The 21,109-nt window shown below is 75.1% G+C and carries 15 protein-coding genes; 6 read left to right on the top strand and 9 right to left on the bottom strand.

All coding sequences use genetic code 11. The features are described from left to right. Nucleotide 1: 1 nt before the first annotated feature. The 3 genes from xdhB to IEW07_RS04955 all read right to left on the bottom strand — a co-directional run bounded on the left by xdhB (nt 2) and on the right by IEW07_RS04955 (nt 7,825). Nucleotides 2-2,395: a xanthine dehydrogenase molybdopterin binding subunit gene (xdhB, locus tag IEW07_RS04965; RefSeq protein ID WP_188534845.1), complete on the bottom strand. Its 2,394-nt coding sequence runs from the start codon at nt 2,393-2,395 to the stop codon at nt 2-4. Next, on the bottom strand, nt 2,392-3,987 hold the full coding sequence (locus tag IEW07_RS04960; RefSeq protein ID WP_188534843.1) for a xanthine dehydrogenase small subunit: 1,596 nt from the start codon (nt 3,985-3,987) through the stop codon (nt 2,392-2,394). The genes xdhB and IEW07_RS04960 overlap by 4 nt, the downstream gene beginning before the upstream one ends. 307 nt (nt 3,988-4,294) lie before the next feature. Continuing rightward, complete coding sequence (locus IEW07_RS04955; RefSeq protein ID WP_188534841.1) at nt 4,295-7,825, bottom strand: proline dehydrogenase family protein; 3,531 nt, start codon at nt 7,823-7,825, stop codon at nt 4,295-4,297. 128 nt (nt 7,826-7,953) lie between these two features. Here IEW07_RS04955 and IEW07_RS04950 point away from each other — a divergent pair, with 128 nt between their 5' ends. Continuing rightward, complete coding sequence (locus IEW07_RS04950) at nt 7,954-8,874, top strand: LysR family transcriptional regulator (protein ID WP_188534839.1); 921 nt, start codon at nt 7,954-7,956, stop codon at nt 8,872-8,874. Nucleotides 8,875-8,888: 14 nt separating this feature from the next. Here the strand turns inward: IEW07_RS04950 and idi are convergent, their stop codons facing one another. After that, nucleotides 8,889-9,440, bottom strand: coding sequence for an isopentenyl-diphosphate Delta-isomerase (gene idi, locus IEW07_RS04945; RefSeq protein ID WP_188534837.1), 552 nt, complete (start codon nt 9,438-9,440; stop codon nt 8,889-8,891). Nucleotides 9,441-9,570: 130 nt separating this feature from the next. Between idi and IEW07_RS04940 the strand changes: the two genes are divergently transcribed. From IEW07_RS04940 to IEW07_RS04925, 4 genes are all read left to right on the top strand, one after another. Continuing rightward, the gene (locus tag IEW07_RS04940) at nt 9,571-10,503 is read left to right on the top strand and encodes a pseudouridine synthase (RefSeq protein ID WP_188534835.1); all 933 of its coding nucleotides are present in this window, start codon (nt 9,571-9,573) and stop codon (nt 10,501-10,503) included. Then, nucleotides 10,500-11,717 (top strand): DUF418 domain-containing protein, encoded by a 1,218-nt coding sequence (locus IEW07_RS04935; RefSeq protein WP_188534833.1) that lies wholly within the window; start codon nt 10,500-10,502, stop codon nt 11,715-11,717. The genes IEW07_RS04940 and IEW07_RS04935 overlap by 4 nt, the downstream gene beginning before the upstream one ends. Before the next feature lie 48 nt (nt 11,718-11,765). Further along, nucleotides 11,766-12,959: a glycoside hydrolase family 76 protein gene (locus IEW07_RS04930; RefSeq protein ID WP_188534831.1), complete on the top strand. Its 1,194-nt coding sequence runs from the start codon at nt 11,766-11,768 to the stop codon at nt 12,957-12,959. Nucleotides 12,960-13,044: 85 nt separating this feature from the next. Then, entirely contained in the window at nt 13,045-13,587 is a 543-nt protein-coding gene (locus tag IEW07_RS04925) for an NUDIX hydrolase family protein (protein ID WP_188534829.1), read from the top strand. Here the strand turns inward: IEW07_RS04925 and IEW07_RS04920 are convergent. After that, nucleotides 13,502-14,587: an FUSC family protein gene (locus IEW07_RS04920; protein ID WP_188534827.1), complete on the bottom strand. Its 1,086-nt coding sequence runs from the start codon at nt 14,585-14,587 to the stop codon at nt 13,502-13,504. The two genes, IEW07_RS04925 and IEW07_RS04920, sit on opposite strands and share 86 nt — an antisense overlap. A 225-nt stretch (nt 14,588-14,812) precedes the next feature. On the opposite strand from IEW07_RS04920, the gene tgt reads away from it, so the two are divergent. Continuing rightward, the gene (gene tgt, locus IEW07_RS04915) at nt 14,813-16,114 is read left to right on the top strand and encodes a tRNA guanosine(34) transglycosylase Tgt (RefSeq protein WP_188534825.1); all 1,302 of its coding nucleotides are present in this window, start codon (nt 14,813-14,815) and stop codon (nt 16,112-16,114) included. Between the two features lie 90 nt (nt 16,115-16,204). Here tgt and IEW07_RS04910 read toward each other — a convergent pair whose 3' ends face one another. The 4 genes from IEW07_RS04910 to IEW07_RS04895 all read right to left on the bottom strand — a co-directional run bounded on the left by IEW07_RS04910 (nt 16,205) and on the right by IEW07_RS04895 (nt 21,062). Next, nucleotides 16,205-17,740 (bottom strand): amino acid permease, encoded by a 1,536-nt coding sequence (locus IEW07_RS04910; protein ID WP_188534823.1) that lies wholly within the window; start codon nt 17,738-17,740, stop codon nt 16,205-16,207. Between the two features lie 45 nt (nt 17,741-17,785). Next, on the bottom strand, nt 17,786-19,189 hold the full coding sequence (gene aspA / locus IEW07_RS04905; protein ID WP_188534821.1) for an aspartate ammonia-lyase: 1,404 nt from the start codon (nt 19,187-19,189) through the stop codon (nt 17,786-17,788). A gap of 67 nt (nt 19,190-19,256) precedes the next feature. Then, entirely contained in the window at nt 19,257-20,255 is a 999-nt protein-coding gene (locus IEW07_RS04900) for an asparaginase (protein ID WP_188534819.1), read from the bottom strand. Nucleotides 20,256-20,366: 111 nt separating this feature from the next. Beyond that, a complete protein-coding gene (locus tag IEW07_RS04895) occupies nt 20,367-21,062 on the bottom strand; it encodes a FadR/GntR family transcriptional regulator (protein WP_188534817.1) in 696 nt (231 codons plus the stop codon). Between the last annotated feature and the right edge of the window lie 47 nt (nt 21,063-21,109).

Genomic DNA, 21,109 nt, shown 5'->3' with positions numbered 1-21,109 from the left:
GTCAGCTGCCGGGCCGCGCCGGCCCCGGCGCGGCCCGGGCCCCGGCGGGCTCCTGCTCCGCCGGCTCGGCGCGGCGCGCCTCCCGGACCGCCCAGAACACGGCCTCCGGGGTGGCCGGGCTGGCGAGCTCGACGCTCCGGCCGCCGGGACCGAACGCGGCCACAGCCTCCCGCAGCGCCTCCCGGACGCTGAGGGCGAGCATGAGCGGCGGCTCGCCCACGGCCTTGGAGCCGTAGACCACGCCGCTCTCGGTGGCCTGCTCGAACAGGTGGACGTTGAACTCCTCGGGCATCTCCGAGAAGCTGGGCAGCTTGTAGGTGCTGGCCGCCTGCGTGGCGAGCCGGCCCCGCTGCGGCCCGTCGGAGACGTCCCAGCGCAGCTCCTCGAGGGTCAGCCACCCCGCGCCCTGCACGAACCCGCCCTCGATCTGCCCCACGTCGATCAGCGGGGAGAGGCTGTCGCCCACGTCGTGGACGATGTCGGTGCGCAGCAGCCGGTAGGCGCCGGTGAACCCGTCGACCTCCACCTCGGACACCGCCGCGCCGTAGGAGAAGTACTTGAAGGGCTCGCCCTGCATCCGGGAGCTGTCCCAGTGCAGGCCCTCGGTGCGGTAGTACCCGGCGGCCCAGAGGGAGACCCGCTGGAAGTAGGCGTCCCGCACCAGGTCCTCGAAGGCGATGTCCCGGTCGTGGAAGCCGATCCCCGTGACCCGGCCGGCCACGAAGCGGACGTCGTCCGGGTGGATGTTGAGCTGCCGGGCCGCGACCTCGGCCAGCCGGTCGCGGATCTGCTCGCAGGCGTTCTTGACCGCCCCGCCGTTGAGGTCGGAGCCGGAGCTGGCGGCCGTCGCGGAGGTGTTGGGCACCTTGTCCGTGCGGGTGGGGGCCAGCCGGACGGACGCCAGGGGCACCCCCAGCGCCGTGGCCGCCACCTGCCGCATCTTGGTGTGCAGGCCCTGGCCCATCTCCGTGCCGCCGTGGTTGATGAGCACGGAGCCGTCCTTGTAGACGTGCACGAGGGCGCCGGCCTGGTTGAACGCCGTGAAGTTGAAGGAGATGCCGAACTTCACCGGGGTCACCGCGAGCGCGCGGCGCACGTCCGGGTGCGCGGCGTTGAACGCGGCGATCCGCCCGCGGCGGCGCTCGACGTCGGCGCGCTCCAGCAGCTGGTGCCAGACCGCGTGCAGCCGCTCGGCGTGCCGGACCGGCTGGCCGTAGGGGGTGCTCTGGCCCGGCGCGTAGAAGTTGCGCCGCCGCAGCTCGGCCGGGTCCAGCCCGAGCAGCGGCGCGCACCGGCCGAGGACCTCCTCGATCACCAGCATCCCCTGGGGCCCGCCGAAGCCGCGGAACGCGGTCTGGGACGTCTTGTTCGTCCGCGCGATCCGCCCGTGGACCTGCACGTCCGGCAGCCAGTAGGCGTTGTCGACGTGGCACAGCGCCCGGGCCAGCACCGGCTCGGAGAGGTCGAGGCTCCACCCGCCGTCGCTGGTCAGCGTGGCCCGGAGCGCCCGCAGCCGCCCGTCGTCGTCGAAGCCGGCCTCCCAGCGCGCGTGGAAGGGGTGGCGCTTGCCGGTGAGGGTGATGTCCTGGGTGCGGTTCAGGCGCAGCCGGACGGGCCGGCCGGTGAGCACGGCGCCGAGGGCCGCCACCGCGGCGAAGCCGTGGGGCTGCATCTCCTTGCCGCCGAACGCCCCGCCCATGCGCAGGCACTGGACGGTGACCTCGTGGCTGCGCAGGCCCAGGACGTGCGCGACGATCTCCTGGGTCTCCGTGGGGTGCTGGGTGCTGGACTGGACGAAGACCTGGCCGGCCTCGTCGACGTGGGCGAGGGAGGCGTGCGTCTCGAGGTAGAAGTGCTCCTGCCCGCCGAGCTCCAGCTCACCGCTGAACCGGTGGGCCGAGGCGGCGAGGCCTGCGTCGGCGTCACCGCGGCTGACGGTGGGCCGCATCCCCTGGAAGCTGCCCGCCTGGATCGCCTCCGTGAGGGTCAGCACGGACGGGAGCGGCTCGTAGCCGGCCTCGACCGCCTCCGCGCCCAGGCGCGCGGCCTCCTGGGTCTCCCCCAGGACCCAGCACACGGCCTGGCCGTGGAACATGACCTCCTCGGGGAACAGCGGCTCGTCGTGCTTGGTGCCGCTGTCGTTGACGCCCGGCACGTCCGCCGCGGTCAGGACGCGGACCACCCCGGGCACGTCCAGTGCTGCTCCGGTGCACAGCGCCAGCACGCGGGCGTGCGCGTGGGGGGCCTGGACGGGCCAGGCGTGGAGGACGTCCCGGGCGCGCGCCACGAGGTCGTCGGTGTACAGCGCGGTGCCCGTGACGTGCAGGGCGGCGCTCTCGTGCGGGACCGGCACGCCCACGACGGGGTCGACGGGCCGCTCTGCCAGGGACCTCATCGGATCGCCTCCGGGACGGGGGCGGAGCGGGGCTGCGCCCAGAACTTCAGCAGGACCTGCTCGAGCACGGCCGAGCGGTAGCGGGCGCTGGCCCGCAGGTCGTCGATCGGGGTGCCCTCGCCCGCCAGCACGGCCGCGGCGGCGGCGACCGTCTCGCGGGTCCAGGGCCGGCCGGTCAGCGCGTCCTCCGCGGCCCGGGCGCGGATCGGCGTGGCGGCCACTCCGCCGAGGCCGATCCGCGCGGCGGCGACCGCTCCCCCGTCGAGCCGCACGGCGATGCCCGCGGCCACGCTGGAGATGTCGTCGAAGCGCCGCTTGGCGATCTTGTGGAACCCCGCGAGCTCGGCCAGCGGCAGCGGGATCCGCACGGCCCGGAGGAGCTCCCCCGGCCGGCGGACGCTCTGCCGGTAGCCCGTGTAGTACTCGGCGAGCGGGACCTCGCGCTCGCCCTCCGCGGAGGCCAGCACCACGGACGCGTCCAGGGCCAGCAGCGCCGGGGCGGAGTCCCCGATCGGCGAGCCGGTGCCGAGGTTGCCGCCGAGGGTGGCCGCGTTGCGGATCAGCCGGGAGGCGAACTGGGGGAAGAGCTGGTCCAGGAGGGGCACGCGTCCGGCGAGCCCGCGCTCGAGCTCCGACAGGCTCAGCGCGGCCCCGAGCTCGATCCGGTCGTCGCGGAGCTCGAGGGTGCGCAGCGGCCCGAGCCGGTCGACGGCGAGGACCAGCGGCGGCCGGGAGTGCCGGATGTTCACCTCCACGCCGGCGTCGGTGGCCCCGGCGACGAGCTGCGCCTCCGGGTGCTGCGCGAGCAGCTCGAACACCTCCTCGAGGGACCCCGGGCGCACGAACCGGGCGCCGTCCGTCCCGGTCCGGGTGGCCCCGGCGGGCGGCGCGGGCCGGTCCTGGCGGCGGAGCAGGGGGTCGGCGTCCCCGGGGGCGCCCAGGGCCCAGGCGGCGTCGCGGATGGGCCGGTAGCCGGTGCACCGGCAGAGGTTGCCGCTGAGGGCGTGCAGGTCGAAGCCGTTGGGACCGTGCTCGTGGCCGGCGGCGTGCTCCTCGCCGGTCACGGCGGTCCCGGTCCGCGGCTCGCCGGCGGGGCCGGCAGGATCGGCGGGGAGAGCGGGATCCATGGGGCCGGCCGGATCGTCGGGGGCGGCGGAGGGAGCGGCGGAGGGAGCGGCGGCGGGGGCGGCCCGGCCGGGGCGGTAGTACTCGGCGGCCATGGAGCAGACGAACCCGGGGGTGCAGTATCCGCACTGGGAGCCGCCGCGCTGCGCCAGCTCGCGCTGGACGGGGTGCAGCGCCTCCACGGCGCAGGCCCCCGGCGCGGTGCCGAGGCCCTCGGCGGTGACGACCTCCTGGCCGTCGAAGGCCGCGGCGGGGGGCAGGCACGCGTTGACGGAGGTCCAGCGGCTGCGGTCGGCGCCGTCGGGACGGACCACCAGGACCGCGCAGGCGCCGCACTCCCCCTCGGCGCAGCCCTCCTTCGCGCCGGTCAGGCCCTCGCTCCGGAGCCAGTCGAGCAGCCGCGTGTGGGGACCGGCCGCGGCCAGGTCGCGGACCCGGCCGTTGACCGTCACTCGGACGCCGTCCATGCTGCCTCCTTCACGTCGTGGGCCCCGGCGCCCGGCCGCAGGGCGACCGGGAGAGCCCGGCGTGCCGGGGGGCCCGGGCGAGGCCGGCGTGGGCGGGTCACCGCCCGCCCGGGCCTCGGTGGGAGCGAGCCTATACCGGCCGTGTTACCCCCTGGTATCAGGACACGGGCCCGGCGTCCGCGGACCCGCCGATCCGATCCGGCATCCGGCCCCCACAGCCCGGCGGCCCCGGGCGCGGCCCACCGGAGGGGGGCCACGGTCCGGGGCCGCCGCGGGAGAGCTGCCGGTGAGCCCTGGGAGAGGAGCGTCAGATCAGCCCGTCCGTGAGGTGGTTCGGGGTCCCGAACCGGTGGGCGGTGATGCTGACGGCCTGCTCGTGCAGGAAGGGCAGCAGCTCGACCCGGCCGGCCCCGGTGACGGGGTGGGCGTAGACGGCCAGGTCCGGGCGGGCGCCCGTGGCGGCGATGAAGGCCGCGCGGTCCCCGCCGATCAGGCGGACGCGGTCGCAGCGCAGCGCAGCGGCGCCGGCCAGCCAGGCGGCGTCGTCCTCGGTCCGGACCGGCACGCCGCGCGCGGCGAGGACGGCGCCCACCGCGGCGGGCAGCTCGACCGCCGAGGAGACGGTCAGGTCGGAGCCGGCCCGCAGACCGGCCGCGACGACGCGCAGCAGGTCGGCGGGGCGCTCGCCCTCGGACAGGCGCACGGTCACGGGCAGGGGCAGGTAGCGGAAGACGTTGCGCTCGGCGTAGAGGGCGCAGACGTCCTGGGCGACCCCGAACTCCGCGGCCCAGGCGGCTTCGTCGCTGCGCAGCGCCTGCTCGAGGGCCTGCGCCTCGTCCGCGGTGAGGCCGGCCGTCCCGGAGCGGGCGGCCTCCAGCAGCTCGGTGACGGCCGCGTGGGCCACGGGCCGTCCCGCACCGCGCAGCGCGGCCGGCTCCCACTCGCCCAGGCCCATCAGGTAGTTCGGGCCGCCGGCCTTGGTGCCGGGACCGACCGCCGACTTCTTCCAGCCGCCGAAGGGCTGGCGCTGGACGATGGCCCCGGTGATGTGGCGGTTGACGTAGAGGTTGCCGGCCTGGACGGTGTCCAGCCAGTAGCCGATCTCCTGCGGGTCGAGGGAGTGCAGCCCCGCCGTGAGGCCGTACTCGACCTCGTTCTGGATGGCCACGGCCTCCTCGATCGTCTCGGCGGTCATCACGCCGAGGACCGGGCCGAAGTACTCGACGTGGTGGAACTCCGAGCCCCGCTTCACGCCGGTGCGCACGCCCGGGCTCCACAGCCGCCCGCTCCCGTCGAGCTGCTCCGGCTCGACCAGCCAGGACTCGCCGTCGTCGAGCGTGGTCAGGGCCTTGAGCAGCTTGCCCTCGGCGGGCTCGGTGAGGGGGCCCATCTGCGCGGCGGGGTTGGTGGGGTAATCGACCGTGAGGGAGGTGACGGCGTCCACGAGCTGGTTGCGGAAGCGCCGGGACTCGGCCACGGAGCCGACGAGGATCACCAGGGACGCGGCCGAGCACTTCTGGCCGGCGTGGCCGAAGGCCGAGTAGGCGACGTCCTTGGCGGCGAGGTCGAAGTCCGCGCTCGGGGTGACGATCAGGGCGTTCTTCCCCGAGGTCTCCGCCAGCAGGGGCAGGTCGGGGCGGAAGGAGCGGAACAGCTCCGCCGTCTCGTAGGCGCCGGTGAGGATCAGCCGGTCCACGGCGGGGTGGCTGATCAGCTGCCGGCCCAGGGCCCGCTCCTCGAGGTCCACGAGGGCGAGGACGTCGCGGGAGATCCCGGAGGCGTCGAGGGCCTCCCAGAGGGCCTCGGCCACCACGGCGCCGCAGCGCCTGGTCGGGCCGGCGGGCTTGAACACCACCGGGGAGCCCGCCGCCAGGGCCGCCAGCGCGGAGCCGGCGGGGATGGCGACGGGGAAGTTCCACGGCGGGGTCACCACGGTGAGCCGGGAGGGCACGAAGACGGCGCCGTCCACGTCGTCGAGCTCGCGGGCGCGCTCGGCGTAGTAGTGGGCGAAGTCGACGGCCTCGCTGATCTCCGGGTCGGCCTGGTCGAGGGTCTTGCCCGCCTCGGCGGCGGCGACCTCCAGCAGCTCCGCGCGGCGGGCGGCCAGCGCGTCGCCGGCGCGGTGGAGGACCTCGGCGCGCTGGGCGCCGCTCAGGGCGGCCCAGCCGCGGCCCTGCTCCAGGGCGGCGTCGATGACGCGGTCGAGCTGCTCCTCGGTCCGCACCGCGGCGGCGGCGACCGTCTCCACCCCGGCCCGGGAGGCGGGCACCTGCTCGAGGACGGCCCGGCCCCAGGCGCGGTTGGCGGCCACCGCCGGGTCGGTGTCCGGGGTGCTGGAGAAGCCCTCGCGCGGGGCCGGCGGCTCGGGCAGGTTCCGGTCCTGGACGCGGTGGGGAGCCGGGACGGTGCCGTCGAGGGCGGCCAGGGAGGCGAGGAAGCGCTGCTTCTCGCGCTCGAAGAGCTCCTCGTCGGCCGCGAGCTCGAAGACCGCGGACATGAAGTTCTCCTGGGACGCCCCCTCCTCCAGGCGGCGGATCAGGTAGGCGATGGCCACGTCGAACTCGGCCGGGTGCACCACGGGGGTGTAGAGCAGCAGGGACCCGACGTCGCGCTTGACGGCCTCGGCCTGGCCGGTGGCCATGCCCAGCAGCATCTCGAAGTCGATGCCGTGGGCGACGCCCCGCTCCTGGGCCAGCAGCCAGGCGAAGGCGATGTCGAAGAGGTTGTGCCCGGCCACCCCGATCCGCACCGCGTCGATGCGCTCCGGGGTCAGGGCGTAGTCGATCACGCGCTTGTAGTTGGTGTCCGAGTCCTGCTTGGTCCCCCAGGTCGCCAGCGGCCAGTCGTGCAGGGAGGCCTCGACCTGCTCCATGGGCAGGTTGGCGCCCTTGACCACGCGCACCTTGACCGCCGCGCCCCCGCCGGCCCGGCGGGCGCCGGCCCACTCCTGGAGGCGGATCATCGCGGACATGGCGTCCGGGAGGTAGGCCTGCAGCACGATCCCGGCCTGCAGGTGCTTGAAGCGGGGCTGGTCCAGGATCCGGGTGAAGACCTCCAGGGTCATGTCCAGGTCCTTGTACTCCTCCATGTCCAGGTTGATGAACTTGGGGGTGTCGAAGGAGGCGGCCCGGTCGTAGAGCGGGGTGAGCGTCTCGACGACCTCGGCCACGGCCTCGTCGAAGGCCCAGGCGGAGTGCGGGGCCACCGTGGAGGAGACCTTGATGGAGACGTAGTCCACGTCGGGCCGGGCGAGCAGGTCGTGGGTCCCCTCCAGGCGGCGGGCCGCCTCCCGGTCCCCGAGCACGGCCTCGCCCAGGAGATTGACGTTGAGCCGGACGCCGTCCGTGCGGATCTTCGCGATCGACTTCCCGAGCCGGTCCGGGGTGGCGTCGACGATCAGGTGGCCGACCATCCGGCGCAGCGCCCTGCGGGCGGCGGGGATGACGACCTGCGGGGCGACGGGCGCCAGGGCCCCGCCGGCGCGCACGGCGGAGCGCAGGTACCAGGGCAGGAAGGCCGGGACCCCGGGCGCGAGCCGGGCGAGGTTGCGGGCGGCGACCCGGAGGTCCTCGGGGCGGACGACGCCGTCGACGAAGCCGACGGTGAAGTCCAGTCCGCTGGGGTCCTTCAGCACGCCGGCCAGCTGCTCCCCCGAGGCGTCCTTGGGGAACTGCCCGGCCTCGGTGAGCCAGCGGCGCACCGTCGCGACGACCTGCTCGGGGAGGGCCTCGGAGAGAGCCTGGGAGAGGGACCCGGGGAGGGGCGAGTGCGGGGCGGTGCCGCCGGCCTCGGGCTCGGCGGGGGTGGGCGCGGCCTGCGAAGCGGAAATGGTGGTCATGAGCGGTTCTCCAAGAAGGTGGTGTGGGATGCCCTGGTACTCCCTCACTATGCGCCGCCCCTTGTGTTAGATAAAGTGATGTTTTCCAAGGATCAATCATCAGTAGAACTGATGAATGGAGGGGCCCCGTGCTGGATGTCAGACGGCTGCGCCTGCTGCGCGAGCTGAAGCTCCGGGGAACGCTGGCGGAGGTGGCCGAGGCGCTGAGCTTCAGCCCCTCGGCCGTCTCCCAGCAACTCGCCCAGCTGGAGAAGGAGGCCGGGGTGGAGCTGCTGCGCCGCTCCGGCCGCAGGGTGCAGCTCACCCCCCAGGCGGAGATCCTGGTGGAGCACACCGCGGAGCTGCTGAGGACCCTGGAGCGGGCCGAGTCAGACCTCGCCGCGTCCTTGACGACGGTGGCGGGCACCGTGCGGGTCGCCGTCTTCCAGTCCGCGGCGCTGGCCCTGATGCCGGAGGCGCTGACGGCCATGGCCCGGCGCCACCCCGAGGTGCGCATCGAGATGTACCAGCGCGAGCCCGAGGGCGCCCTGCGGGAGACCTGGACGCGGGACTTCGACCTCGTGGTCGCGGAGCAGTACCCCGGCCACGCGGCGGCCCACCACCCCGAGCTGGACCGCCGGAGGCTGACGGCCGACGCGATCCGGCTGGCGGTGCCCCCGAGCTCGGACCGGTGGCCGAGCTTCACCCTGGAGATGGCGCGGGACCTCCCCTGGGTCATGGAGCCCCGGGGCGCGGCGTCCCGGCACTGGGCGGAGCAGGCGTGCCGGCTGGCGGGCTTCGAGCCGGACGTCCGCTTCGAGACGGCCGACCTGCAGGCCCAGACCCGCCTGATCGCCTCGGGCAACGCCGTGGGCTTCATGCCGGATCTGATCTGGACCGCCGGCAGCGCCCCGTGCCGGCTGCTCGACCTGCCCGGTGCGCCGCACCGGACCGTCTTCACGTCCGTGCGCGAGGCGAGCGCGCACCGGCCGGCCATCCTGGCCGTGCGCGAGGTCCTGGAGGAGGTGGCCTCCTCGCGCAGCTGGGTGCCGTCCGCGACCGCGGGCTGAGCGGAGGGGCCGCGTCAGCCCCGCGCGGGGACCGGCTCGAGCAGGGCGCGGCGCAGCCGGGCGTCGGCGATCTGCTCGAGCAGCCAGGGGCTCAGCAGGAACGGCGCGGCCTCGGCGGCCGTGAACAGCTGCTCCGGGGTGATCCACGCCGTCTCGGCGACCTCGGAGGCCAGGGGCGCGGGCTGCCCGGTGGCCCGGGCCACGTAGACGGGGCAGAACTCGTTCTCCACGATCCCGGAGGCGTCCACGGCCCGGTAGCGGAACTCCGGCAGCACCTCGACGACGCCGGTGACCGCGAAGCCCAGCTCCTCGCTCGCCCGTCGCGCGATGGTCTCCGCGAAGGGCTCGCCCGGCCCCGGGTGGCCGCAGAAGCTGTTCGTCCACACCCCGGGCCAGGTCTTCTTGGCGAGGGCGCGGCGGGTCAGCAGCAGGCGCCCGTCGTCGTCGAGGACGTAGCACGAGAACGCGAGGTGCAGGGGCGTGTCCGTGGTGTGCACCTCGGCCTTCAGCGCGGTGCCGACGGGGCGGTGCGCCTCGTCGAGGAGGACGACTTCTTCGGGTGCCATGGGCCTCGTTCCGGTGGGCGGGGGCGGGCGGGTGACCCTCATTCTCGCAGGCGGTCCGGGAGAACGGAACGCGGCGGGCCCCGCGGCGCCCGGGTGGACAACGGGGCGGGCGCGGAGCACGATCACACCCATGCGACGACGACGGCCCGCGGCCTCCCCCCTGCCCCTCCGGGACGGCGTGGACCCGGTGCGGGTGCGTCTGCCGGAGGACGGCGCGGGCACCGTCCGCGACTGGCTCCTGGCCCGCTTCCCCGCCTCGGCGGCGGAGCTCGAGGGGCTCTTCGCGTCCGGCGGGATCGTCGACGACGCCGGACGGCCCCTCCCCCACGACGCCCCCCTCGTGCCCGGCGGCTCCGTCTGGTACCACCGGGCGCTGCCGGACGAGCCCGCCCTGCCCGGCGACCTGCCCGTGCTGTTCGAGGACGAGTGGCTGCTGGCCGTGGACAAGCCGCACGGGCTGCCCACCACCCCGCGCGGCGGCTTCGTGGCGCAGACCGCGCTCGTGAAGCTGCGCCGGGCGCGCGGGGAGGACCGGCTCTCGCCGCTGCACCGGCTCGACCGCGGCACGGCCGGGGTGCTGCTGCTCTCCCGCGACCCCGCCACCCGCGGGAGGTTCCAGACGCTGTTCCAGGAGCGGGCCGTGGCCAAGGAGTACGAGGCCGTGGCCCGGCACCGCCCCGGTCTCGCGCTCCCGCGGACGGTGGCGTCCCGGATCGTCAAGGACCGCACGTCCCTGCAGGCCCGGGAGGTGCCCGGGCCCGTGAACGCGCGGACGCTCGTCGAGCGCGCCGGGGCGCCCTTCACGCGCGCCGACGGGACGTGGGCGCGCTACGCGCTGCGCCCGGAGACGGGCCGGACGCACCAGCTCCGGGTGCACCTGGCCTCGCTCGGCGCCCCGATCCGGCACGACCCGCTCTATCCCGAGGTCCTCCCGGCCGCGGCCTGGGACCCGGGCCGGCCGCTGCAGCTGCTGGCCCGGCGGGTGTCCCTGGTCCACCCCCTCACCGGCGAGCCCCTCGTGCTCGAGAGCCGGCGCCGCCTGCTCGACGGAACGGCCGCGTGAGCGTCCCGCCGCCGTGGCGGCCCGCCCCCACCCGCACCCGGGCCCTGGGCCCCGACGTGGCCCGGGGACTCATGCTGTGGGTGATCGCGGTCGCCAACATCACCGTGTGGATCTGGCTCCCCGGGCCCGTGGGCGGGCCCCGGGAGCGCCCCCTGGGAGAGGGTGCGACGAGCACGGGCTGGACCGCGGACGACGTCGTCAACACGGCCATGTCCGCGCTGGTGGACGGCCGCGGCTTCCCGCTGTTCTCGTTCCTCGTGGGCTACGGGGTGGGCCAGATCGCCCTCCGGGAGACCGCCCGCGGCGCGCCCCCGCCCGTGGTCCGCGGGCTGCTGCTGCGCCGCTACGGGTGGCTGGTGCCCATCGGCGCCCTGCATGCCTGCCTGCTGTTCCCCGGGGACATCATCACGGCCTACGCCGTGGGCGGGCTCGTCCTGGCGCTGCTCGTGGCCGACTCCACCCGCCTCCTCGTCGGCGTCGCCGCCGTCGGCGCCGTCCTGGTCTTCCTCTACGGCGCCGCGGACGGGGCGGTCGCCGACGCCTCCGCGGCCTTCCCCAGCCTGCATGCCGAGACCGTCGAGCAGCGGTTCGCGAGCGGACTGCTCGAGGGGCTCGTGGTGGTCCTCTTCGCCCCGTTCCAGCTCCTCGGCCTGCTGCCCATGATGCTGGCCGGGCTCGCGCTCAGCCGGTACCGCGTCCTGGAGGACCCCGCCCCGCGGCGGCGGTCGCTCCTGCTCGCCGCCGCGGGCGGGATCGGCCTGGGCCTGCTCACCGGCACCGGGACGGGCCTGCTCACCACGGGCATGATCGACCCGCCGCCACCGGTGCACGCCGCGCTCACGGGCGCGGACGCCGTGGCGGGCGCCGCCCAGGGCATCGGCTACGCCTTCGTCATCGCCCTGGCCTGCGAGCGCGCGGGGCGCGGCGCCGGCCCGGTGGGCGCCCGCGAGCACCCGGTACTGTTGGCGCTGCAGGCGCTGGGCCGGCGGTCGATGAGCGGCTACCTCGCGCAGTCGGTGCTCTGCACGGTGCTGCTCCCGCCGTTCGCCCTGGGCCTCGGCCGCGCCCTCACCCCGACGGGCGCGCTGCTGATCGGGACGGCCGTGTGGCTCGTCACGCTGCTCGGCGCGGTCCTGCTGGAGCGCCGCTCCCTGCCGGGCCCGGCCGAGGCCGTGCACCGGCGGCTGCACCTCGGCCAGCCCTTAGGCTCGTAGGGCACCTCCCGTCCACCCGCGCAGCGCCCCACGAGCACAGGAGCCGCCATGCCCACCGCCCCCGCCCCCGCGCGCGCCGACAAGGCCGCCCACTCGGTCCGCGAGCTGTTCGTGCACCGGCCCCTGGGCGTGCCCGGCGCCCTGCTCGGCGCCCCGGCGCACCCGCGCCCCCGGTCGCGCCGGGCCCCGTGGCACTACTGGTGGCAGGCGCACCTGCTCGACGCGGTCGTCGACGCCGGCCGTCGGCACCTGGCCGCCGGGGACCTCGACCGGGCGCGGGCGGCGCGCCTGGACGGGCACCGGCTGCTGCGCGGCATCACCCTGCGCAGCGCCGGCCGCGTGGCCGCCAACCCCTTCTACGACGACATGGCCTGGCTGCTGCTCGCCGTGGGGCGGCTCAGCGCCCTGGACCGGGAGCTGACGGGCCGGGCGGACGTGGCGTGCCTCGACGCGGGCAGCGCGCTGCTCGCCCGGCTCGAGCAGGGCCACACCGGGGACATGGGCGGCGGGGTCTTCTGGAACACCGCCCACGACTTCAAGAACGCGGCGTCCTCCGCCCCGGCGGCGCTCGCCTTCGTGCGCACGAACCGGCCCGACCGGGCCGCGGCGGTGCTGCGGTGGATGGAGGACGTGCTGTGGGAGCCCGGGCGGCGGGTCTACCGGGACGGGGTGCGCCTGGTGGCGGCGGGCTCCGGCTCCGAGGTGACCCGGCTCGAGGAGGCCGTCTTCAGCTACAGCTCGGGGCCGGTGCTCGCGGCGCTGCTCGAGCTGGCCGAGGACCCCTCCACCGGGCCGGAGGAGAGCGAGCGCCTGGCGCGCGCGGCGGCCGAGGTGGTCGGGGGCGCCGCGGAGGCGTTCACCCGCGAGCTCGACGGGCGTCCCGTCCTGGCCGCCCACGGCGGCGGGGACGGCGGGCTGTTCACCGGGATCCTGGCCCGCTACCTCGCCGAGGCGGCGCGGCACCCGCTCCTGCCCGCGCCCGCGCGGCGCACGGCCGCGGAGCTCGTGGAGGCGACCGCCGACGCCCTGTGGGCGGGCCGGCGCGAGTTCGACCCGGCGGTGGACTTCGGCGTGCCGGGGACCACCGCGTCGACGGTCGCGGGCGAGACGGTCGCGATCTTCTCCCCGGAGCCCGCCCGGCACGCCAACGAGGCGCAGCGGCCCGGGGTGCAGGTGGAGCTCTCCACCCAGGTGCAGGCGTGGACCGTGCTGGAGGCCGCGGCCCGCCTGGGCACGTCCTGACCGGGTTCTCCGCTGTGCGCTGAACCGGCCGCCGCAGGCGCCCGGAACCGTGGCCGGAGCGGGGCCCGTGGGATAGAACAGCACTATGAGTTTCCTGCGCACCCCCGATCCGAACCCCGGCTGGCTCAGCGAGGAGGACCTGAGCGAGGCCCGGCGCCACCTGCCCATGGTCTACGTGCAGGCCATCCCGGTGCGGCTCGACCCGCTGGGCTACCTCTCGGAGCTCGGCCTGCTCGTGCAGGCCACCCCCCAGGGCGAGATGATGTACACGTTCGTCTCCGGCCGCGTGATGTACCGCGAGACCATCCGGGCGGCGCTGCTGCGCCACCTCGAGAAGGACCTGGGCACCATGGCCTTCCCGCAGCTGCCGGTGTCCACGACGCCCTTCGCGGTGGCCGAGTTCTTCCCGTCGCCCTCCGAGACCGGCCTGACCGACGACCGCCAGCACGCCGTGGCGCTCAGCTACATCGTGCCGGTGCGCGGCGAGTGCAACCCCCGCCAGGACGCCCTGCAGCTGTCCTGGATGAGCCCGGAGGAGGCGCTCAGCCCCGAGGTGCAGGCGGAGTTCGCCGGGGGCCGCGGGGATCTGGTGCGCCAGGCCGTCGCCCACGCCGGCTGGGGCCGCTGAGCCCCCGCTCCGCCGCGCTCCGGGTGAGGTGGACGACCGCCAGCCCGCACACGGCGCCGGTCACCGTCTCCACCGCCCGGGCCTGCAGCAGCTCGCCGGGAGCGCTCGGGGCCGCCAGCTGGGTCATCAGCAGGGCCAGCGGGGTGATGAACAGCAGGGCCAGGGAGTAGTTGCGGCCCACGAACATCTCCGCGAGGAACTGGAAGAGGATCACCAGCGCCACCATGTGCCACTGCTGCAGGGGCACGGACAGCACCGCCGCGGTGACCCCCACGCCGCCCAGGGTGCCCACCATGCGGTGGGCACCGCGCTGCATCCGCGCCTCGAGGTCGGGGGCCGCGATCGGCGCCGCCGCCGCGCCCATGGCCCAGTAGCTGTGCGAGAGGCCGCTGGCCATGCCGAGCGCACCCGCCACGGACGTCGCCGCGAGGAACCGGCCGCCGTGCGCCCACAGCTGCCCGGTGCTCAGCCCGTGGTGCTCCGGCACGGGGGCCACCGGCCCGGTGACGCCCTCCCCCGCCCACCGGGACGCGAGCCCCAGCGCCACGGAGAACCCCGCGGAGGCGGCGGCGAGCGCCGCGGCCTGCCACACCGGCGCGGCGTCCTCGAGGGAGCCGATGGCGCCCACCGCGAAGATGAAGAAGACCGACCCGGCCGGCCTGAGCGTCCAGTACGCCGCGGCCATCGCGCCGAGCCCGGCCAGGACCGCCGTGACCGCCAGCACCACGGCCTCCGGGGCGCCGCTGAGCAGCGCGCCCAGCGCCACGCACAGGGTCAGCAGCACGCCTGCCTGCGACTGGTGCCGGGCCCGGGCCCGGGTGGGCTCGAGCCGGGCGTAGATGGAGGTGAACGCCCCGAACGCCACGTAGATGGCCAGGTCGGCGCGGCCGGCGGCCATGACGGCGACCAGCGGGACGGCCACCGACAGCGCGATGCGGGCGGCGGGGAGGTGGTCCCGCTGCGCGGGGTGCAGGGCGAAGAAGTTCCGGAGCGTGCTCACGCGGTCGGGGACCACCTCTCTGTCGTGGGCGGCCGCGGCGGGCGGCGCGGGCGTCCGCCCGTCGTCGGGCGCCGGAGGGCGCTGGGGGCGCCGCACCCGGGGTGCGGTCCCACGACCTCGCAACGCCCCGGTACCAGCCCGTCTTCCGGGCAGGGGCCATGAGATCACTCACAGGGGCCTGCCCGCCCGCCCGGCGCGGGCCGGGAGGTGACGCACAATGGTCGGATGACCGCACCCGCCGAGGCCTCCCCGTTCCCCGCCGCCCGTGCCGCCTTCGGCTTCGAGGTCGAGCACCGGCTCGAGGAGACGGCCCGGATCCCCGGCGCGCGCGTCGAGGCCAACGGCGGGCGGTTCCTGGGGCGGACCGGCACCGTCACCACCCCCCACGGGACGATCCGCACCCCCGCCTTCGTCCCCGTGGGCACGAAGGCGACCGTGAAGGCGGTGCTGCCCGAGTCGATGCGCGAGCTCGGCGCCCAGGCCCTGCTCGCCAACGCCTACCACCTCTACCTCCAGCCCGGCGCGGACGTCCTCGACGCCGCCGGCGGGCTCGGCGCGTTCATGAACTGGGACGGGCCCACCTTCACGGACTCGGGCGGGTTCCAGGTGATGTCCCTGGGCTCGGGCTTCAAGAAGGTCATCGACATGTCCACGGTCGAGGCCTCCGCGGCGGGCGACGACGACGTCGCGGCCGGCCGGGAGCGCATGGCCCACGTCGACGACGACGGGGTCACGTTCAAGTCCCACATCAACGGGGACGTCCACCGCTTCACCCCCGAGATCTCGATGCGGGTGCAGCACCAGCTGGGCGCGGACGTCATGTTCGCCTTCGACGAGCTGACCACCCTGCACAACTCCCGCGGCTACCAGGAGGCGTCGCTCGAGCGGACCCGGCGCTGGGCGCAGCGCTGCGTCGCCGAGCACGCCCGGCTCACCGAGGAGCGCGCGCACCGGCCCTACCAGGCGCTGTTCGGCGTGATCCAGGGCGCCCAGTACGAGGACCTGCGCCGCACGGCCTGCCGGGACCTCGGGGCCATGGACTTCGACGGCTACGGGATCGGCGGGGCGCTGGAGAAGGAGAACCTGGGCGCGATCGTGCGCTGGTGCAACGAGGAACTGCCGGAGGACCGGCCCCGCCACCTGCTGGGGATCTCCGAGCCGGACGACATCTTCACGGCCCTCGAGAACGGCGCGGACACCTTCGACTGCGTCTCGCCGACCAGGGTGGCCCGCACGTCCGCGGTCTACACGCCCGACGGGCGGTTCAACGTCAACAACGCCCGCTTCCGCACCGACTTCTCCCCCGTCCACGACGGCTGCGACTGCTACACGTGCACGCACTACACCCGGGCGTACCTGCACCACCTGTTCAAGGCGAAGGAGCGGCTGTCCGCGACGCTCGCGTCGATCCACAACGAGCGGTTCGTCGTGCGGATGGTCGACGGCGCCCGGGAGGCGATGGCCGACGGGACGTACTTCGAGTACCGGGACGAGTTCCTGGGCCGCTACTACGCCGGCCGGTCCTGAGCCCGCGGCGGGCCGGGTCCCGGACCGCCGCGCGCCGAGGCCGGCGCCCGTCCTCCGGGCACCGGCCTCGTCACGGTCCGCCGCGGCGGGCTACCGCGCGGTCTCCTCGACCAGCTCGGCCCGCGCGGGCGAGGCCTGCGGGGCCGCTCCGCCCGGGACGGCGCGCAGCGCCGCGATCTCGTGCACCCGGTCCCGGCACCGGTACCAGCCCAGGACGAGCAGGGGGACCAGGAGCAGCAGCGAGGCCACCGTCCACGTGCCCACCGGGGAGTCGAAGGCCATCAGCACGACCACGGCCACGAGGAACGCCAGCGTGAGGTACCCGGTGAAGGGGGCGCCCGGGAGGCGGAAGGCCGGGCGCTCGGCCCGCCCCTGCCGCGCCCAGGAGACGAGCCTGAGCTGGCAGAGGATGATCATGGCCCAGGCGCTGATGATGCCGACGGAGGCGATGTTCAGCACGATCTCGAAGGCCTGGGCGGGCACCAGGGCGTTGAGCACCACGCCCAGCACGGCGACGGCCGCGGTCAGGACGATGCCGCCGTAGGGCACGCCGGCGCGGTTCATCCGGCCCGCGAAGCGCGGAGCGGATCCGGCGAGGGCCATGGAGCGCAGGATCCGCCCCGTCGAGTAGAGCCCGGCGTTGAGCGAGGACAGCGCCGCGGTGAGCACCACGAGGTTCATCACGGTGTCCATGCCGGCCACGCCGATGGAGCCGAAGAACGTCACGAAGGGGCTCTCCCCCGCCTTGTAGGCGGTGTAGGGCAGCAGCAGGGACAGCAGGGTCAGGGATCCGACGTAGAAGACGGCGATCCGCAGGATGACCGTGTTCACCGCCCGGGGCATGACCTTCTCGGGGTGCTCCGTCTCGCCGGCCGCCGTGCCGATCAGCTCGATGGAGGCGTAGGCGAACACGACGCCCTGGACCACCACGACCGCCGGCAGCAGGCCGTTCGGCAGGAGCCCGCCGTTCTGGGCGATCAGGGTGAGACCGACCTCGTGGCCCGCGGCCGGTGCGCCGAAGAGGACCAGGTAGATGCCCACCAGCAGGAAGACGACGAGCGCGGTGACCTTGACGAGCGCGAACCAGAACTCGAGCTCGCCGAAGACCTTGACCGAGACGAGGTTCAGGCCGAGGACCAGCAGCAGCGCCGCCAGGGCGAACAGCCACTGCGGGACGTCGCCGATCGGCGCCCAGTACCGGGCGAAGAACCTCATGTAGAGGGCCACCGCGGTGATGTCCACGATCGCGGTCATGGCCCAGTTCAGCCAGTACAGCCAGCCGGTGAAGAACGCCGCCTTCTCACCGTAGAACTCGCGGGCGTAGGAGACGAAGGAGCCCGACGACGGGCGCCGCACCACGAGCTCCCCCAGCGCCCGCAGGATGAGGAAGGCGAAGAAGCCGCAGACGGCGTAGGTGATGACGAGGGCGGGGCCGGCGGCGGCCAGCCGCCCGCCGGCGCCCATGAAGAGCCCGGTGCCGATGGCGCCGCCGATGGCGATCATCTGGATCTGCCGGGGCGTCAGGCTCTTGTGGTAGCCCTGGTCCTCCGCGTGGAGGAGGTCGAGGGCGGCGGTCGGCGGCTGGGCGGGCGTGGCGTGGCGCCGGTCCGGATGGTTGACGGTCATGGGTGTCCTAAGTGGGTGCGGAGGAGGGAAGAGCTCGTGGACGGGTCACTTCGTGAGGTTGGCGAGGCGTTCCGGGCGCAGGATGCGGGCCAGCTCCTCGGTGGTCAGCAGGCCGCGGTCGCGCACCAGGTCGGCGACCCCGCGGCCGGTGGCCAGCGCCTCCTGCGCGATGGCCGTCGCGGTCGCGTAGCCCAGGTGCGGGTTCAGCGCGGTGACCAGCCCGATGGAGTGCTCCACGCCGAGGCGCAGCCGTTCCTCGTTGGCGGTGATGCCCCGCACGCACCGCTCCGTGAGGGTGTCGCAGGCCGCGCGCAGGTGGGAGACGCTCTTGTGCAGGCTGTGCACGATGATCGGCTCGAACGCGTTGAGCTGAAGCTGCCCGCCCTCGGCGGCCATGGTGATCGTCACGTCGTTGCCGATCACCTCGTAGGCCACCTGGCTGACCATCTCCGGGATGACCGGGTTGATCTTCCCGGGCATGATGGACGACCCGGACTGGACGGCGGGGAGGTTGATCTCGCCCAGACCGGCGCGGGGCCCGGAGGAGAGCAGGCGCAGGTCGTTGCAGATCTTGGACAGCTTCACCGCGACCCGCTTCAGCACGCCCGAGAGGTGCACGAACGCCCCCACGTCCTGCGTGGCCTCGACGAGGTCCACCGCCGTGACGAGGGGCAGGCCCGTCACGGCGGCCAGGTGGCGGCAGGCCGCCTCGGCGTAGCCCTCGGGGGCGTTCAGGCCGGTGCCGATGGCGGTCGCCCCGAGGTTGATCTCGTGGATCAGGAGGCTCGCCTCCGCGAGGCGCTGGCGGTCCTCCCGGATCATGACGGCGTAGGTGCCGAACTCCTGGCCCAGGGTCATCGGCACGGCGTCCTGCAGCTGGGTGCGGCCCATCTTCACGACGACGCGGAACTCGGCGGCCTTCTCGGCGAAGGCCTGCTCCAGGACCCCGAGGGCCTCGAGCAGCTCCTGGACGCCGAGGACCGTCGCGATCTTCACCGCCGTGGGGTACACGTCGTTGGTCGACTGGCTGAGGTTGACGTGGTCGTTGGGGTGCAGCCGGGAGTACTCGCCCCGGGCGTGGCCGAGCAGCTCGAGGGCCCGGTTGGCGATCACCTCGTTGGCGTTCATGTTGGAGGAGGTGCCGGCCCCGCCCTGGATGACGTCGACGCGGAACTGGTCGTGCAGCCGGCCGTCCAGGAGCTCCTGGCAGGCGGCGACGATGGCCTCGGCGCGCGGGCCGTCGAGCAGACCGAGGTCGTGGTTCGCGCGGGCGGCGGCGAGCTTGACCGCCGCGAGCCCCCGGACCAGGTGCGAGTGCCCGCCGAGCGGCTGGCCGGTGATCGGGAAGTTCTCCACGGCCCGCAGGGTCTGCACGCCCCAGTAGGCCTCGGCGGGGACGTGGCGGTCGCCGAGCAGGTCGTGCTCGACGCGGAACTCAGGGGTGGTCATGGTGTCCTCCGTGGCATCGGGTGTTCGGTCGTGAGTGATCGGGAACGGTCGGGAACGGTCGGGGTGGTCAGCGGCAGGGGGCGGTGTCGACCGCGTGCAGGGACCCGACGGGGCGGCCCCCGCCGAGCACGGGCACGGCGGCCAGGCCCGCGAGCGCCTGCGGGTCGACGCCCAGGCGCTCCAGGAGGTGGACGGTCACGGGCATCCTGGCCCGGTCGGACCCGTCGGCGATCTTCACGGCCACGGCCCGGCCGTCCGGCAGGCCCACCAGCTGGAGCCCCTCGAAGCCGTCCTTGGCCAGCAGGCCGGGGACGGCCCGCATCAGCGCCGTCACGTCGCGGTCCGCGCCGGCCACCTGCTCGGGATGACCGGTCATGGCCTCCGCCACCCGGCCCTCGGGGGTGTGCGGGGCGGCCGAGACCAGCCTCCCGAAGGCGACGGCCATCCCGCGCAGGGAGACGGCGAACAGGGGCGTGCCGCACCCGTCCGTGCTCCTGCCGTGCGCCCGCTCGCCCGTGAGCTCGGCGACGGTCTCGGCGACCAGCAGCTGCAGCGGGTGCCCGGGGTCGGTGTAGCCGGCGACGGGCCAGCCGTTGATCCGGCAGGTGGCGACCATGGCGGCGTGCTTGCCCGAGCAGTTCTGGGCCAGGCGCGAGGGCTCCTCGCCGGCGCGCAGGGCCGCGTCCCGCTCCGCGGCGCCGTACGGCAGGTCGGGGACGTTCTCCAGGGCTCCCTCGTCCGCGCCGTGCAGCTCCAGGATCCGGCGGGCGCCCCTCCGGTGCGCGGGGCCGCCCGAGTGGCTGGCCGCCGCCAGGGCGAGCAGCTCCGGGGGCAGGTCGAGGCCGGCCCGCAGCATGGCCACGGCCTGCAGCGGCTTGAGCGCGGAGCGGGGGTAGAAGGACGCCAGCGGGTCGCCCACCGACAGGAGGACCCGGCCGGACGCGTCCGTGGCGACGGCCGAGCCGTGGTGGACGCTCTCGACGAGGCCGTCCCGCACCAGTTCGGCGACGGGTGCGTGCCGGGGACGGGCGACGGGCAGGGGGACGTCGGGGGCGACGGTGGTCATGCTGATCCTTGCTGTGGGTGGGCGGGTGGAGAGGCGGGCGGCGCCGGCGGTGGACGGCGTGCGGGAACGGCGCCGCGGGTGCGCGGCGCGGGAGGGTGCGGGAGCGGCGGGCTACCCGCCCGTGATGGCGCCGAGGGCGTCGCGGACGGCCGCGAGGTGGTCCTGCATGGCGGCCTCGGCCTCGTCGGCCGAGCCCTTCTCGATCGCGCGGAAGATGCGCAGGTGCTCCTCGTCCGAGCGCGGCTGGCGGTCCGCCACCACGTTGAGGGTCTCGGACTGGTGGGAGAGGGCCTGGCGGATGTCGGCGATGACCTTCTCGAACACCCGGTTGCGGCTGATCCGGGCGATGGCGGCGTGGAAGCTGATGTCCAGCTCGACCCAGGCCTGCGGATCGTCCTCGGCCGCCATCTCCGCCACGACGTCGCGCAGGAACCGCACGTCCTCGTCCGAGCGGCGGCGGGCGGCGAGACCGGCCGCGGGGATCTCGATGTGCGGCCGGGCCTCGTGCAGGTCCCGGGCCGAGTACTCGCCCAGGGTGAGGTCCTTCGCCACCCGCCGGGAGACGACGAAGGTCCCCTTGCCGGTGCGGCTGACGGTCAGCCCCAGGGCCGCGCAGGAGCGCAGCGCCTCCCGCACGACGGACCGGCTCACGCCGTACCGCTGCGCCAGGGTGGCCTCGGACGGAAGCTTGTCCCCCACCGCGAGGCGGCCCTCCTGGATCTCCGCGAGGAGCTCCTTGAAGACGGCCTCGGCGGCACTGACGCGGGCAATGGGCTGTCCTGCTGTCCGGCTGTCTGACAGGTTCATGGTCACGAGCATGACGTGCCTCACAGCGGCTGTCAACCCCCCCCCCC

Origin of the sequence: Kocuria dechangensis (genome assembly GCF_014636775.1) — a bacterium.
GTDB classification, from domain to species: Bacteria; Actinomycetota; Actinomycetes; order Actinomycetales; family Micrococcaceae; genus Kocuria; species Kocuria dechangensis.
This window is presented reverse-complemented; position numbering and strand designations above follow the sequence as displayed.

Excerpts from the sequence above, each read along its gene's own strand:
- xdhB (WP_188534845.1), bottom strand. The coding sequence starts at position 2,395 with ATGAGGTCCCTGGCAGAGCGGCCCGTCGACCCCGTCGTGGGCGTGCCG.
- IEW07_RS04960 (WP_188534843.1), bottom strand. The coding sequence starts at position 3,987 with ATGGACGGCGTCCGAGTGACGGTCAACGGCCGGGTCCGCGACCTGGCC.
- IEW07_RS04955 (WP_188534841.1), bottom strand. The coding sequence starts at position 7,825 with ATGACCACCATTTCCGCTTCGCAGGCCGCGCCCACCCCCGCCGAGCCC.
- idi (WP_188534837.1), bottom strand. The coding sequence starts at position 9,440 with ATGGCACCCGAAGAAGTCGTCCTCCTCGACGAGGCGCACCGCCCCGTC.
- IEW07_RS04940 (WP_188534835.1), top strand. The coding sequence starts at position 9,571 with ATGCGACGACGACGGCCCGCGGCCTCCCCCCTGCCCCTCCGGGACGGC.
- IEW07_RS04930 (WP_188534831.1), top strand. The coding sequence starts at position 11,766 with ATGCCCACCGCCCCCGCCCCCGCGCGCGCCGACAAGGCCGCCCACTCG.
- IEW07_RS04925 (WP_188534829.1), top strand. The coding sequence starts at position 13,045 with ATGAGTTTCCTGCGCACCCCCGATCCGAACCCCGGCTGGCTCAGCGAG.
- tgt (WP_188534825.1), top strand. The coding sequence starts at position 14,813 with ATGACCGCACCCGCCGAGGCCTCCCCGTTCCCCGCCGCCCGTGCCGCC.
- IEW07_RS04910 (WP_188534823.1), bottom strand. The coding sequence starts at position 17,740 with ATGACCGTCAACCATCCGGACCGGCGCCACGCCACGCCCGCCCAGCCG.
- aspA (WP_188534821.1), bottom strand. The coding sequence starts at position 19,189 with ATGACCACCCCTGAGTTCCGCGTCGAGCACGACCTGCTCGGCGACCGC.
- IEW07_RS04900 (WP_188534819.1), bottom strand. The coding sequence starts at position 20,255 with ATGACCACCGTCGCCCCCGACGTCCCCCTGCCCGTCGCCCGTCCCCGG.
- IEW07_RS04895 (WP_188534817.1), bottom strand. The coding sequence starts at position 21,062 with ATGAACCTGTCAGACAGCCGGACAGCAGGACAGCCCATTGCCCGCGTC.